Annotated in this window: 11 protein-coding genes; 5 read left to right on the top strand and 6 right to left on the bottom strand. The window is 42.6% G+C overall.

Going from position 1 to position 14,802, the window contains the following annotated elements; translation table 11 throughout:
* Positions 1-178: 178 nt before the first annotated feature.
* A complete protein-coding gene (locus D0T66_RS05780) occupies positions 179-1,513 on the top strand; it encodes an NADP-specific glutamate dehydrogenase (protein WP_163356309.1) in 1,335 nt (444 codons plus the stop codon).
* A gap of 619 nt (positions 1,514-2,132) precedes the next feature.
* Here the strand turns inward: D0T66_RS05780 and D0T66_RS05775 are convergent.
* A complete protein-coding gene (locus tag D0T66_RS05775) occupies positions 2,133-2,729 on the bottom strand; it encodes a YigZ family protein (protein ID WP_163356308.1) in 597 nt (198 codons plus the stop codon).
* A 108-nt stretch (positions 2,730-2,837) separates the two neighbouring features.
* Here D0T66_RS05775 and D0T66_RS05770 point away from each other — a divergent pair, with 108 nt between their 5' ends.
* Positions 2,838-3,701, top strand: coding sequence for a GyrI-like domain-containing protein (locus tag D0T66_RS05770; protein WP_163356662.1), 864 nt, complete (start codon positions 2,838-2,840; stop codon positions 3,699-3,701).
* 89 nt (positions 3,702-3,790) lie between these two features.
* Here the strand turns inward: D0T66_RS05770 and D0T66_RS05765 are convergent, their stop codons facing one another.
* Positions 3,791-5,239, bottom strand: coding sequence for a hypothetical protein (locus D0T66_RS05765; protein ID WP_163356307.1), 1,449 nt, complete (start codon positions 5,237-5,239; stop codon positions 3,791-3,793).
* 137 nt (positions 5,240-5,376) lie between these two features.
* Complete coding sequence (locus D0T66_RS05760) at positions 5,377-6,066, bottom strand: hypothetical protein (protein WP_163356306.1); 690 nt, start codon at positions 6,064-6,066, stop codon at positions 5,377-5,379.
* Positions 6,067-6,950: 884 nt separating this feature from the next.
* Here D0T66_RS05760 and D0T66_RS05755 point away from each other — a divergent pair.
* From D0T66_RS05755 to D0T66_RS05745, 3 genes are all read left to right on the top strand, one after another.
* Positions 6,951-9,464 carry an ATP-dependent Clp protease ATP-binding subunit gene (locus D0T66_RS05755; RefSeq protein WP_163356305.1) on the top strand — a complete coding sequence of 838 codons (2,514 nt, stop codon included), beginning with the start codon at positions 6,951-6,953 and terminating at the stop codon, positions 9,462-9,464.
* A 225-nt stretch (positions 9,465-9,689) separates the two neighbouring features.
* The gene (gene serC / locus D0T66_RS05750; RefSeq protein ID WP_163356304.1) at positions 9,690-10,763 is read left to right on the top strand and encodes a 3-phosphoserine/phosphohydroxythreonine transaminase; all 1,074 of its coding nucleotides are present in this window, start codon (positions 9,690-9,692) and stop codon (positions 10,761-10,763) included.
* Between the two features lie 107 nt (positions 10,764-10,870).
* Positions 10,871-11,794 (top strand): 3-phosphoglycerate dehydrogenase, encoded by a 924-nt coding sequence (locus tag D0T66_RS05745; protein ID WP_163356303.1) that lies wholly within the window; start codon positions 10,871-10,873, stop codon positions 11,792-11,794.
* Between the two features lie 62 nt (positions 11,795-11,856).
* Here D0T66_RS05745 and D0T66_RS05740 read toward each other — a convergent pair whose 3' ends face one another.
* The 3 genes from D0T66_RS05740 to D0T66_RS05730 form a co-directional block, all read right to left on the bottom strand.
* Positions 11,857-13,056 (bottom strand): multidrug effflux MFS transporter, encoded by a 1,200-nt coding sequence (locus D0T66_RS05740; RefSeq protein ID WP_163356302.1) that lies wholly within the window; start codon positions 13,054-13,056, stop codon positions 11,857-11,859.
* Between the two features lie 83 nt (positions 13,057-13,139).
* Positions 13,140-13,970, bottom strand: a complete 831-nt coding sequence (locus tag D0T66_RS05735) for an AraC family transcriptional regulator (protein WP_163356301.1) — start codon at positions 13,968-13,970, stop codon at positions 13,140-13,142.
* Between the two features lie 104 nt (positions 13,971-14,074).
* Positions 14,075-14,791 (bottom strand): murein L,D-transpeptidase catalytic domain family protein, encoded by a 717-nt coding sequence (locus D0T66_RS05730; protein ID WP_163356300.1) that lies wholly within the window; start codon positions 14,789-14,791, stop codon positions 14,075-14,077.
* Positions 14,792-14,802: the final 11 nt, after the last annotated feature.

Genomic DNA, 14,802 nt, shown 5'->3' with positions numbered 1-14,802 from the left:
AATATATTAAACACAAAAATAGGAAAAATAACCGTGTAAACAAGCAAAATCATGCCAAGATGGATAATTTTAATCAAAATCTCCCTTAGAAATAAAAAATATCATTTTTTAATCAAATTGGCAATATTTTTACTATATTTGCATCAATTAATCATAAAATATTATAAAATCAAGCCAAATGAACACCCAACAGATTTTATCCGAATTGAAACGCAGATTCCCTAACGAACCTGAATACCATCAGGCAGTAGAAGAGGTATTGGAATCTATTGAAGAAGTGTATAATCAACATCCTGAATTTGAAAGTGCCGGGCTTATCGAGCGACTTTGTATTCCCGACCGCATTTTCTCGTTCCGTGTGACATGGGTGGACGACAAAGGAAAAGTGCAGACGAATATGGGTTACCGCGTGCAGCACAGCAACGCGATAGGCCCTTATAAAGGAGGTATCCGTTTTCATGCATCGGTCAACCTTTCGATATTGAAGTTCCTTGCCTTCGAACAAACATTCAAAAACTCATTGACTACTTTGCCGATGGGTGGCGGAAAAGGTGGTTCGGATTTCAGCCCGAAAGGAAAATCAAACGCCGAAATCATGCGCTTCTGTCAGGCATTTATCTCCGAACTGTGGCGGCATATCGGTCCTGACACCGACGTTCCGGCAGGCGATATAGGTGTCGGCGGACGCGAAGTCGGATATATGTTCGGTATGTACAAAAAAATGACACGCGAATTTACGGGTACATTTACAGGAAAAGGACTTACTTTCGGCGGCTCGCTTATCCGCCCCGAAGCTACGGGATACGGAAATGTATATTTCCTGCTGGAAATGCTGAAAACGAAAAACATCGACATAAAAGGCAAAAAATGCCTTGTATCCGGCTCGGGTAACGTGGCGCAATATACCTGCGAAAAGTTGATAGAATTAGGTGCAATTCCTGTCACTTTGTCCGATTCGGACGGATATATCTACGATCCTGACGGTATAACAAAAGAAAAGTTGGAATATGTAAAAGAATTGAAAGAGTTATATCGTGGACGTATTCGCGAATATGCCGAAACTTACGGCTGCAAATATGTTCAAGGTGCCCGCCCTTGGGGCGAGAAGGGTGACATTGCCCTGCCTTCGGCTACGCAAAACGAAATCAACGGCGAAGATGCCAAGAAATTAGTGGAGAACGGCGTATTTGCCGTATCGGAAGGGGCTAACATGCCTTCGACTCCCGAAGCTATCGAGGTATTCCAAAAAGCAAAAATACTGTATGCTCCGGGTAAAGCCGCTAATGCAGGAGGCGTATCCGTTTCGGGATTGGAAATGACGCAAAACTCCGAACGTCTGAGCTGGTCGTCAGAGGAAGTAGACAACAAACTGAAATGGATTATGAAAAATATCCACGAAGAGTGTGTCAAATACGGAAAACTGGAGGACGGCTACGTCAACTATGTGAAAGGGGCTAATATTGCCGGATTCATGAAAGTCGCCAAAGCAATGATGGCGCAAGGTATCTTGTAATCTTGTTCATTTAATTTTATCTATATGGGGAGACAGCCTGCGGGTTTTGTCTCCCCTTTTGTTATTCGGCGTTTAAAGGTAACACGCTAAAAACCTATTTAAAGCGATAGAGGTTTGTTACTTTTTGGCAGAAAGCGTTTTTTTAAAACTTTGTGCTTGGTGGTTAAGTAATAAAAAGTAACACTGAGCTACACTAAGAAGGCACTGAGCTACACTGAGAAAAGTAACTCCTCGAAAACGGCTTAAATGAGTAGGGGATTGTTACTTTTTGGGAATTTTTGTCATGCCGAAGCTTGTTTGAGACATCTCTTACAGATAAGGACGCGGGATCCTTCGTGTTCACTCAGCATGACAGGAATAATAAAGTAGGCAAGGAAAAGTAACCTTCTAAAAACAATAAAAATCAGTAGAGTTATGTTACTTTTTTATCCGAGGTACTCCGTGAAGAACTCTGTGATACTCCGTGGTTAAATTTGTTTCTTTGTGAACTTAGTGTAGAACCTTAGTGTTCTTCGTGGTTAAGTTATAAAAAGGTAACTTGATAAAAACCACCGAAAATAAATAGAGTTTTGTTACTTTTTGGACAATCATGATTGGAAATCAGAAAATTACAATATCCCTATTCAGGAAAGTGTAATGTTTCCACCTTCTCGAGACGCCCAAGCATTTCGTCGAACTTGGCTTTGCGGATGCGCAACTTCATCCGGCAATCCATATCGAAAGATTGCTCCACAATCGCCGGTTCGAGGTCTTTGACGATCTTCATCACATCATTCATAAACGGATATTCGAATACGAATTCGGTTTCGCAATCCACAGTCTTTTCCACAACAAGTGATTCAGCAATGGCCTGCGCAGCCGCTTCGCGATAAGCAACTATCAATCCGCTCGTTCCCAATTTGATGCCGCCAAAATAACGGACAACCAACACCAGAATATCAGTCAATTCTGCTGAGTTTATCTGCCCCAGAATCGGCTTCCCTGCCGTACCCGAAGGCTCGCCGTCGTCGTTGGAGCGAAAGTCGGAGCGCTCTGCCCCCAGAACATACGCCCAGCAGACATGACGCGCATCGTAATATTCCTTTCTGTACTTAGCCAACTCGGTTTTCACCTCATCGGCCGTACGTACGGGAATGGCATAAGCGATAAACTTACTCCTTTTCTCGGCGAATATGCTTTTGGTCGTTTCTTGTATCGTCCGGAATGTATCTTGCATAAATGCAAAGATAATAATCTTATCTTTACCATGAAGTTCGCATTTTTGGAAAAGCCTGTTTGGTTTCCTATTTCTATTTTTGATCCCGAAATTGAAATATTACGGATTATGCCTCAACGACCATCGACAAAAGAAGAATACCTGAAGCAAATCAATATTGTTGTAGAATACATCAACAATCATCTGGATGAGAATATTGATTTGCGGATGCTGGCCGAAATGTCCAACTTTTCGCCTTTTCATTTCCAACGGATTATGAAAGCTTTTCTGGGTGAGCCTATCGGAGCGTTTATCGTACGTCTAAGGGTAGAGACTGCAGCTCAACTCATCCGCCATACGGATTTGCCTATCCAGGAAATAGCTTATCGCGTGGGTTACGAAACGCCTTCTTCTCTGTCTAAGGTCTTTAAGCAGTTCTACAATATTTCGCCAAGCGATTACCGGAACAATAAAGATTTTACGATTATGAAACCAATACAATTAAATGCGAATCTGAACATATCGAAGAAAAAGGTAGTAACCTTCAAACCCAAAACGGCTATTTATATCCAACGAATCGGCGGATATCAGACGCTCGATTACGGAGAAGTATGGAAAACGCTCTGGGAATACGTGAAAGAGAATAAGCTATTCACACTCATGGGAATGGAACATATCTGCATCTACCACAACGACCCGAAAGTGACATCGGAGGATAAATTGCATACAGATATTTGCCTGACCGTATCTAAAAAGGCAAAGCCTAAAGGAGAAATCGGCGTAAAAATGGTGAAGGAAGGAAAATATCTCATGTTCAGATACCAAGGTTCTTACGAGCATCTGGGTAGCGTCTACGACACCATATACGAGAAGCATATACCCGAAGGTGGTTATCAGTTGCGGAATGCTTCGTGCTTCGAAAAATACCTGAACAACCCGATGAATACCGCTCCCGAGAAACTGAAAACGGAAATATACATTCCTATTGAATAGAAAAAGGGCATCTCCGTATTGATTGGGCCTGCCGGAGATGCCTTTCAGCAAAATAGTATGAAATAGGTGTTGGGCCTTTTTGCGTTTAGTTATCTCAATTTAGAACTTATCATTCGATTCGAAATCAATTTATGTCCGGCGGAACTCACGCTTACTCTTATGGATGCAGGTTGCGAACGATATGCTTCGTCACAATACGGCATCTCATTATTAAGTCCTCCTTTTATGGTATATTTTACCACAGCATTTCCAATAAAAGAATACAACGGAGTGAAAGTAACTTTCTTCGTATGCATATCATACACCCAATTGCCCTGACCTGCCACATTCAGCTGATGAGGAGTAGCAGAAGGCTGACCTGTCAGCGGGTGAACAAAACAGAAGGTTGACGGATCTATATACTCCTTGCTACCGACACTCATGCGGCTGACAGGTCCTGTGTAAGCAATATCGTTTTCCAATGGCAACAATGATACAGCATATCCTCTTGTCGTTTCCGCAGCATCATTCTCCGCCTTAGCCGAACAAGGGAAGGTTATAGAGAGATTCTTTATCACATGCTTGTCGTATTTTCCGCCCGTAGAGGCAGCAAAACCCATCTTCATAATAGCGGGAGGCGCAGTATTCAGGTTTTCTTTGAATGCTCCTCCTTCATTTATTTTGTCATCCGCATTGTAATCTCCTGACGATGCATTAGAAATAGCATTCTCGAAGTAGGCAGTCTCGGTTTTATAGGCATAGTCATTTATTACGGTAGATTCAGTATCTCCGTGAATAACCTTTACCGTGACGTACATACCATTATTTCCGGCAATAGGGTAAAGTTCGATAATAGCCTTGCGGTATTTCCCTGAACCTGTGCCATTTCTCAACTGGAAAGAAGAATTATAGGAGGTACTGAAACTTCCATAATCCCCATCTGCTTTCAGTCTCCGGTTGTCGCTTTTATTGGTCGTGGACTGGGTTATCAATACCGGATAACCGGTATAGCCATCTCCCATCCCATTGATAGAGGGATGAGCGACACCTTTTGCCCCGCGCAAAGTGATATGATTCTGTTTCCCTTGTGAATTCCCATAATCTTTTATTCCATTCTTCCTGTCAGTCGCCGACCAGCGCCTATCCTTGAAATTGCCATATACATCAAAAGTCACTCCCAGATAGCCACCAGTCAGTCCTTGGCATCGATTCTTTTTCCCTTTATTATTGGCCCGGGTATACATATATCCGGCTGAAGCACCGCCGGAGCCTGTAGTAATGGACGTCTGGCTTCCGTCGAATACAAAGAAGGTAAAGCCATCCGCTCCACCGTTCGAGGAGGAAGCACTGTGTATTACATATTCAAACTCCACCCTGATACCATTTATCGGGGAGAATTGGCAATCATCGAGGTAGATTGCTCCGAATTTTCCTGATTTATCTTCGGTGAGACGATAGCCTTCGGTTGTCATAACCGCCTGATTCGGTGTCCTGTCGCCCACATTCACACGTCCTTGTTCTGGTTTTTTAATCCCCTGATTGTCATCAGTACCCGACATAAGCGATCGGATATAGGGAAATTCACCATATATAGAGGGCGTAGATTGAGCCTGCAACTGATGAAATGGAAATAAAAAGAAGGATACAAACAGTATTTTTGCAGATAGACAAATTGCTTTTTTCATCATGGGCTACTTTAGTTTCCGTTAGGCTGAGCATTCACAACAAAAACGATATTGATAAATGAAACCGGGCTCGATTGCGCCTTTACCGAATATGTCATAACTCCTTCGTTCGAAATTGTTATATTTTCCAGCACGTTGCTATCATAATCCGTTATATAATAAAACAGGTCTGTCGGATTATGAAAGTATGGTATCCCTGCCGGAGCACCTGCGCTCACGATTTTCGGATTCTCGAACTGCTCTTTGTAAAGCTGAAAAAGATTGATCGGCGGCTTCACCCCCGACGTTTGCGTATCTATCTGGATGGATGGCATATAAAAGAAATTGACTCTTTTCCGGTAAGTCGATTTCTCCCATCGTTCGCCGTTCCACACATATACACCTTTTTCTATATTGTTTGCATGATCCGGCTTAATATTATATATAGTCAACCCCACATGGCGCGTCTTTTGAGTGGCATAGTCCGGAGAGGCCTTGTCCAAAAATATAGTCAATTCATTTACATCATCCAGTTCCACACGCGGCAGCAACAATCCACCATAATCGACCGTTGCATTTCCTGCTCCTCCATCTTTATTTTTTATATCCAGCAACGCTGCTTTTTCGGGAGGGATGCCTGCGCCTATGGTAATTTGAGATTTTAATCCAACCGATACAAATAAAAGCAAGAATAATAATTTTATTGAATAACGTGTTCCCATAACTCTTTTTCGATTATTAATTTAAGTAGATTCTTTCCAACTTTTTTCTAATGGGCAAAGATATAGGCATACACTCTTTGATTTTATTTCATTTTAATTCATTATTCATCAATTTTTAACAGATTGAGCGTCTTTTTTTGAAAAAGCACAATACAGCATCACAAAATGTGTCATTCCCTGACACAATACATCATTTAAACCACAAAGCATGACAAAATCCTCAAAGAAATCAATATAAAAAAAATTGGCTGTCATCACGACAACCAACCTTCATTCCTAACCATAAATCTAATACCATGAAATTATATTACAAATATATAACCGATTCGCTATAAATAAAAAACAAAAAGAAATAATTAACCATAATTTAACATTATATTAATACATAATAAACTATATTGAAAACAAAAACACTATATCCAGCAATAAAAATAGTTCGATATTATCAAAAACAGTTAAAAGGTTTGCTTTTTCGATATAAACAACTTTCCTTTGCAAGGATATTGTAAAAATAATTTGTATATTTATCTATGTAATGGGGTAAAGAGAAATAACAGCAAATAACGATTTAGCTGAAAAAAGAGGAAATTTATAATTTCCGAAACGACACAAAATCAGGATAGATAAATAGAGAAATCTTCCTTTTTATTTAATAACATCTATAAAACAACAAAAGACATACATTACATTTATCGATATTACAAAACAAAAAATGCTGCAACAAAGGCATTAAACAACAAAATCCTATAGTAGAACTTTTATGGCATTGTTTTTGTTTATTCAACAGAAGGTAACAGTAAAATAACAACTGGTACGCATAGTTTAAATAAAAAATTGCCTAACATTACAAAACAAGGTAAAACATCAAAGTGAGGAGATTTAGAATGGAAAATAATTTTACACCAAGAGTCCGCAAAATCATGGCTTACAGCCGCGAGGAAGCTGGTCGTTTACAAAATAACTATCTTGCTCCCGAACATTTGATGCTTGGAATTCTTCGCAATGGCGAAGGTATGGCCGTACAGGCATTGATTGATTTTGGAGTAAATTTGGATGAATTAAAGCAAAATATAGATGCTGCTATGACCGGACATCACGAAATGGGGACATCCGGAAACGAAATAGTATTGTCTAAAAGCACTGAGAAAATACTCAAAATGAGTATTCTGGAAGCCAGAATGGTAAGAAGCAACGAAACCGATTCGGAGCATCTCCTGCTGGCTATATTGAAAGATCACGATAATAGTGCTGCCCATATATTGGAACGGTTCAATCTGGATTACAATGGGGCATTCACTTATATAAAAAGCGTAAGCGAAATGCAAAACGGTACAGCGTCGCCACAAATGGGAGCCAACTTCACCGACGACGACGATGACGAAGATGTGCCGATAAACAACGAAAACAACGCCAATGTGGGCACACAACAGCCCCGTCAGGCGACAGATACGCCGGTACTCGACAACTTCGGCACGGACATGACGAAAGCTGCCCTCGACAACAAACTCGATCCTATTATCGGGCGCGAGCAGGAAATCGAGCGTTTAGCCCAGATACTGAGCCGCCGCAAAAAGAACAACCCTATCCTGATAGGTGAACCGGGCGTCGGTAAGTCGGCTATCGTAGAAGGATTAGCATTGCGCATCGTTCAGAAGAAAGTATCGCGTATCTTGTTCGACAAACGCGTCATCTCCTTAGATATGGCGTCGGTTGTAGCCGGAACAAAATACCGCGGACAGTTCGAAGAGCGCATCAAAGCGATACTCAACGAATTATCCAAAAATCCGAATATCATCCTCTTCATCGACGAGATACACACCATCGTCGGCGCAGGCGGCGCAACCGGCTCATTGGACGCGGCCAATATGCTGAAACCGGCATTAGCACGCGGCGAGATACAATGTATCGGAGCGACAACATTGGATGAATATCGCAAGAATATAGAAAAGGACGGAGCCTTGGAACGCCGTTTCCAGAAAGTGATGGTAGCACCTACCACCGCAGAGGAAACATTGCAGATTCTGCGCAATATCAAAGAGCGTTACGAAGAGCATCACAATGTCAAATATACCGACGAGGCGCTGGAAGCTTGTGTCAAACTGACAGACCGCTACATCACCGATCGCAACTTCCCCGACAAGGCGATAGACGCTTTGGACGAGGCCGGTTCGCGGATGCATATAGCCAATGTTCAGACGCCTGAAAGTATCGAAAAGCTCGAAAAAGAGTTGAGCGATATTATCGAGAAAAAAACTGAAGCTGTAAAAGCGCAACAATACGAATTAGCCGCCAGTTATCGCGATACGCAACGTCAGCTGATGCAGAAACTGGAAGATGAAGAAAACGCTTGGCGCGAACAACTGAAAGAGCAACCCGAAATAGTGGATGCCGAAAAGGTTGCCGAAGTCGTATCTATGATGTCCGGCGTGCCTGTACAACGTATTGGCGAATCGGAAGGTATCAAGCTGGTAGGTATGCAGGATGTATTGAAAGCATCTGTCATCGGACAAGACGCGGCTGTGACCAAGATTGTGAAAGCAATACAGCGCAACCGTATCGGGCTGAAAGATCCGAACCGCCCTATCGGAACATTTATGTTCCTCGGGCCGACAGGCGTAGGTAAAACACACTTGGCTAAAAAGATAGCAGAAGAACTCTTCGACTCGGCCGATGCGCTTATCCGTATAGATATGAGCGAATACATGGAAAAATTCAACGTTTCGCGTCTGGTCGGAGCGCCTCCGGGATATGTAGGATACGAAGAAGGTGGATTGATGACCGAAAAAGTTCGTCGCCGCCCGTATTCAGTCGTATTGCTCGACGAGATAGAAAAAGCCCATCCGGATGTGTACAACCTCTTGTTGCAGGTGATGGACGAAGGTCATTTGACTGATAGTCTCGGACGAAAAATAGACTTCAAAAATACCATTCTTATTATGACGTCGAACGTCGGAACCCGCCAGTTGAAAGACTTCGGACGCGGAATCGGTTTCAATACCGAATCGGCAACAGGTAAAGAATATTCGCGCGGGGTACTTCAAAAGGCGCTGAACAAGACATTCTCGCCCGAGTTCCTCAACCGTGTGGATGATATTATCATCTTCGACCAGTTGGAGAAAGACTCTATCGAGAAGATTATCGACATCGAATTGAAGAACTTCCATAAACGTATCGAAGAGCTTGGATACAAGATAAAACTATCAGCCAAGGCGAAGGACTTCCTTGCCGACAAAGGATACGACATACAATTCGGGGCACGTCCGCTTCGCCGGGCTATCCAGAATTATGTGGAGGATGAAATATCCGAACTTATCCTCTCCGGAACGGTAGAGCAAGGAGCGACTATCACATTCGAAGTAGATAAAGAAAACGACAAGTTAAAAGCCACAGTCAAATAATTGGCAGGCAAATGATAATGAGGAGAAAGGGGTTGATTGATTCAATCCCTTTTCTTTTTCTGCACTTTCTCTATGCTTCGAAACAACAAAAACAAATGTCATTTTGACATAAAGAAAGAACTATTTAAAGAATATTTCTCAAACAAGCACCTGTTTATCGAATATAATTACTAAATTTGAAGCCTTAAAAGTAATTATACGTATTAATCCTAATTATCAGTTATGATGAAAAAGTACAATTTTAGCCCCGGTCCGTCTATCTTACCTCAACAGACCTACGAAGAAACAGCGAAAGCTATTTTAAACTTCGACAATACATCGTTCTCGTTGATGGAAGTTAGTCACCGCAGCAAAGGTTTTCAGGCTGTGATGGACGAAGCAGTCGAGTTGTTTAAAGAATTGTTAGACATTCCTTCGGGCTATTCGGTACTTTTCCTTGGTGGTGGGGCAAGCATGCAATTCTGCATGGTTCCGTTCAACCTGCTCGAAAAAAAGGCTGCATACCTGAATACGGGAACATGGGCAAACAAAGCATTGAAAGAAGCAAAGCTTTTCGGCGAAGTAGTAGAAGTAGCCTCATCCAAAGACGCTAATTACAGCTACATCCCTAAAAACTATCAAATCCCGACCGATGCCGATTATTTCCACATCACGTCGAACAATACGATTTTCGGCACAGAATTACATACCGACCTCGATTCGCCTGTGCCTGTGGTAGCAGATATGTCGTCGGATATTTTCTCACGCCCGGTCGATATTTCCAAATACGGATTGATATATGGCGGCGCGCAAAAGAACCTCGCTCCTGCCGGTGTAACATTCGTCATCGTGAAAGACGATATATTGGGTAAAGTAACCCGCAAAATTCCTACGATGCTCGACTACCGCACACATATCGAAAACGGTTCGATGTTCAATACTCCTCCGGTAGTTCCTATCTATGCTGCTATGCAAACATTGCGTTGGATCAAATCAAAAGGTGGCGTGGATGCGATGTATAAAATCAACAAGGAAAAAGCAGCTTTGCTTTACAACGAAATAGATACGAACCCTGTATTCCGCGGGACATGTGCCATCGAAGACCGTTCCTTGATGAATGTTTGCTTCGTGATGACACCTGATTATGAAGGAAACGAAGCCGACTTTATCGAATTTGCGAAAGAAAGAGGCATATACGAAATCAAAGGACACCGTTCGGTGGGCGGATTCCGTGCATCTATCTACAATGCTATGCCAATAGAAGGCGTACAGGCATTGGTGAATGCCATGCAGGATTTCGCAAAAACGATTGTGAAATAAGAACTATCGGCCCCCTACATCCCCCAAGGGGGACTTTATGATTAAATTTATTAACTAAAATACCCTCAAAAACCTCCCCTTGGGGAGGCAGGGAGGGGCTAAAGAATATGAAAATACTAATAGCGACCGACAAACCCTTTGCAGCCGAAGCTGTACAAGGTATCAGGGAAATAGTAGAAAAAGCAGGCTATGAACTGGCTTTGCTCGAAAAATATACCGAGAAGAAACAGTTGCTCGATGCCGTAAGCGATGCCGATGCTGCCATTATCCGCAGCGATATTTTCGACAAGGAAGTATTGAGTGCAGGCAAAAAACTGAAAATCGTTGTCCGCGCCGGAGCAGGCTTCGACAACATCGACCTCGATGCCGCTACTGCCAACAATATCTGCGTGATGAATACACCGGGGCAGAATGCCAATGCCGTTGCCGAACTGACTTTCGGACTGGCGGTATATGCTATCCGCAATTTTTATGACGGGACATCGGGAACAGAGTTACTCGGCAAAAAGTTAGGTATTCATGCTTACGGGAATGTGGGACGCAACGTTGCCCGTATCGCCAAAGGATTCGGCATGGATGTCTATACATTTGACCCGTTCCTCACCAAAGAGCAAATCGAAAAAGAAGGCGTGAAAGCGCTTGGTTCGGTCGAAGAATTATATAGTACTTGCCAGTTTATTTCGGTAAACATTCCGGCAACAGCAGAGACTAAAAATTCTATCAATTACAAGCTTTTGATGGGTATGCCTAAAAAGGCAGTTATTATCAATACTGCCCGCAAGGAAGTTATCAACGAGGCGGATATGGTCAAGGTATTGGCTGAGCGTAACGACATCAAATATGTAACCGACATCAAGCCTGATAATCACGGCGAGTTAGTAAGCAAATTTGGCGACCGCTATTTCTCCACACCGAAAAAGATGGGCGCTCAAACCGCCGAAGCAAATATCAATGCCGGTTTGGCTGCTGCACGTCAGATTGTCGACTTTATCGAAAATGGAAACGAACGTTTCAGAGTGAACAAAAAATAAAGGTCTTTAAACCCTTTTTATAGAGAAGCAACCTTTGTATGCAAAGGTTGCTTTTTCTTATCTTATGCTTTCACACCTTTCACCTGCTTTGCATCTACCCTACAAAAGACAGCTATAAATGCCAATGCACTGCACAACAGGAAAGCTATTCCGACCATTACAACCGTTCCGTCATTCATAATACTCGAAACCAACGAACAGATAAAGGCCACAGCCAATTGGATAGAACCGAAAAGAGCAGACGCCGTGCCCGCATTATCGGTAAATGGAGTGATAGCCAATTCGGTGGTAGTGGGAAACAATATCCCGATAGGAAAGACATAGAAAAATAATGCGACAAGGATAAATACCATATCCACTTGCACATACATCATCACCAACAGGACGATACTTATCGCAAACATAAACAGAACCGCTTGTTTGGCAAGCTTGTTGGTCGGTATGTATTTCTGCAGAATAGTCGTCAGAAACGATGCAAACATCAACCCGAGCGCATTAATAGAAAAGACCAGCGTAAAGATATTCGTCGAAAAGCCTCCTTTTTCCATAATCAGGAAAGGCCCATTGGCAACATAAATCATCAAAGCCCCGTTTACAATACCCGCCAAAAGCGAATAGACAAGAAACTTTCTGACTTTCAATATCTCCCAGTAATTTTTGAATACATTACTATCCCGATTTATCGATCTTTCTTTGCATGTTTCAGGTAAGCCAAATGAGGTAAATAGAAACAAGGATACACCCAACACAACCAATGCACCGAATAAGCCTTTCCAGCTTGCAAGTTGCAAAATTCCGTTTCCGATACTCGGCGCTACAATAGGCGCAATACCCATTATCAGCGCCAGAAGAGCGAATATCTGCAAAGTCTTGGTCTTATCGAAATAATCGGTCACTACTGCGCGCGAAATAACCACTCCGCCGCAACCGCCGATTGCCTGAACGAAGCGTACCACCCAAAGCTGCTCTATCGTCCTGACATACAGACAGGCAACAGAGGCCACGATGAAAATAACGAGCGAAAGCAATATCGGCTTTTTCCGCCCGAACCTATCAGCCAATGGGCCCAAAAAAAGCTGCCCGATAGCAAAACCACCCAGAAAAGTCGATAACGAAATCTGCACTGCCGATACGTTGGTTCCTAACGAATCCGCTATCTGGATAAATCCCGGCAAATACAAGTCGATACTCAATGGCTCGAGAGCTGTCAATAGAGCCAGAATAATAATCACCACCCATTGGGTTAATGTAAAAGTCCTCATATGGTTATATTTTGGATGCAAAAATAGGCAGGATGCTCGGGAAGGTTCTTATACATATCCTCCGATTACTTGCACAAATGGGTCTATTTTTCTTTGAATTCGGTAGGCGTCATCGAAGTATGTTGCTTAAAGAAGCGGGTAAAGTAGGCAGCCTCGTTGAAACCCAAATCGAAGGCTATCTCTTTCAAACTCTTTTCATTCAGCCGGATTTCTTTTTTTATCTCCAATATCAACCGTTCTTGCAGGTGCTGCTTGACCGTTTTGCCTGTTCCCCGTTTGCAAATCTCATTTATCCGCTTATGGGTTAATCCCAGTTTTTCGGCGTAAAACTCGGTCTCGCGTTCGGCGACGAAGTGTTCGTCAATCAGCCACATCAGGTTGGCTACAAGCCTCTCGCAACGGCTGTTCTGAAAGATTTCTGTTTCCTCAAAAGCCGATGAAATATGAAACAGGAAAGATTCCATATAATTCTCCAGCAATAATTGCCTGTTTTTTGTCGTATATTCTAAAAGAATCAGGCGCATCAATTGCTTGAGGACATCGGTTGTAGAATCGTCGAGAGATATAAAAACATTGGAATAATACCCATTCAGGAAGTCCGACTGCATCCGCTGGTTCATCGCGAAAAGAGTTTCGGTCCTGATAGTAAAAATATACCCCTTTTTGGAGCGGGGATCGAGCTTATCAACCTGTCCGGGATATACCATAACTATCTGGTTATCTTTCAGAAGATATTCATCAAAATCCAGCATATAAGACAGGTCGCCGCCAACTTCCGTAAACCAAATCAACTGATAAAAATCGTACCGTTGATAATCGCCGAATATGGTATTGTCCGCCTCTTCCAGATTGAAGATTTCCACAAATTGGCCTTCCTTCAATTTCCTCAACAACCTACCCTTTTCGTTTGACATTTTCATCGTATATTCTTATCCGGTAAAGGTAATATTTCTTTCTATAGATAGAAAAGCCGATCTCGTATCAGAAACCGGCTTTGGGTATTTACATTTTCAGCATTCTATTCTCCCAAGGAGAGTATAGGGCTTTTCTTCTTATAATCGGCATTTTCGGCATAGATAAAGACCATCGTTCCTCCTTTGATGGTATCAATAACGGGACGATAAATATCCATCGGCAAGGCCGGACATCCACGGCTGCGGCCTAATCGTCCGCCCTCGCCCTGATAAATCAATGCAGGATTAGCATATTTGGCTCCATGAAAAACGACACCACGCATACGGGCGTTGTCGTTGATACCTTTTTCCTGCCCGTTGATAGTCAGGGAATAGCCCCGCTTACCGCGATAGGTATCACCTGTGATGAAGAAGCCGAGCGAACTCTTGTTCGACTTCATCTTATTGGAGAAAGCAGTGGCATAATTCCATCCGCTATTCTTTCCATGAGCCACATGGCTCGTGAAAAGGACTTTCTTCTCTTTCAGGTCGAGTACATATAAGCGTTCTTCGGTCGAAGGCTTCGAAAAATCTATCAACGTAATAATTTCTTTATTAGGAATATCGAGCGCGTTGTAGCCTATCATGGCATCCTCGAACATGTTATAATTCACTAAGCTATCTAATTGCAGTTCGGCATATAGCTTCTGCGTCTCTGTCAATTCGACTGCCGAAGATGAATCGGCAACAACTTCTTCGGGTGTGTCGGGTATATTATCCGAGTAAGCCGGAGAGGCAATCAAGAAGAGGATTAAAAGTAGGTAAAGGCTGATTTTGTACATAGTTAAGATTG

This window comes from Dysgonomonas sp. 25 (assembly GCF_010501075.1).
Taxonomy (GTDB): domain Bacteria; phylum Bacteroidota; class Bacteroidia; order Bacteroidales; family Dysgonomonadaceae; genus Dysgonomonas.
This window is presented reverse-complemented; position numbering and strand designations above follow the sequence as displayed.

What these genes read in the sequence shown, in the direction of transcription:
- D0T66_RS05755 (WP_163356305.1), top strand. Translation starts at nt 6,951, where the DNA reads ATGGAAAATAATTTTACACCAAGAGTCCGCAAAATCATGGCTTACAGC.
- D0T66_RS05780 (WP_163356309.1), top strand. Translation starts at nt 179, where the DNA reads ATGAACACCCAACAGATTTTATCCGAATTGAAACGCAGATTCCCTAAC.
- D0T66_RS05760 (WP_163356306.1), bottom strand. Translation starts at nt 6,066, where the DNA reads ATGGGAACACGTTATTCAATAAAATTATTATTCTTGCTTTTATTTGTA.
- D0T66_RS05770 (WP_163356662.1), top strand. Translation starts at nt 2,838, where the DNA reads ATGCCTCAACGACCATCGACAAAAGAAGAATACCTGAAGCAAATCAAT.
- D0T66_RS05730 (WP_163356300.1), bottom strand. Translation starts at nt 14,791, where the DNA reads ATGTACAAAATCAGCCTTTACCTACTTTTAATCCTCTTCTTGATTGCC.
- D0T66_RS05775 (WP_163356308.1), bottom strand. Translation starts at nt 2,729, where the DNA reads ATGCAAGATACATTCCGGACGATACAAGAAACGACCAAAAGCATATTC.
- D0T66_RS05765 (WP_163356307.1), bottom strand. Translation starts at nt 5,239, where the DNA reads ATGTCGGGTACTGATGACAATCAGGGGATTAAAAAACCAGAACAAGGA.
- serC (WP_163356304.1), top strand. Translation starts at nt 9,690, where the DNA reads ATGAAAAAGTACAATTTTAGCCCCGGTCCGTCTATCTTACCTCAACAG.
- D0T66_RS05745 (WP_163356303.1), top strand. Translation starts at nt 10,871, where the DNA reads ATGAAAATACTAATAGCGACCGACAAACCCTTTGCAGCCGAAGCTGTA.
- D0T66_RS05740 (WP_163356302.1), bottom strand. Translation starts at nt 13,056, where the DNA reads ATGAGGACTTTTACATTAACCCAATGGGTGGTGATTATTATTCTGGCT.
- D0T66_RS05735 (WP_163356301.1), bottom strand. Translation starts at nt 13,970, where the DNA reads ATGTCAAACGAAAAGGGTAGGTTGTTGAGGAAATTGAAGGAAGGCCAA.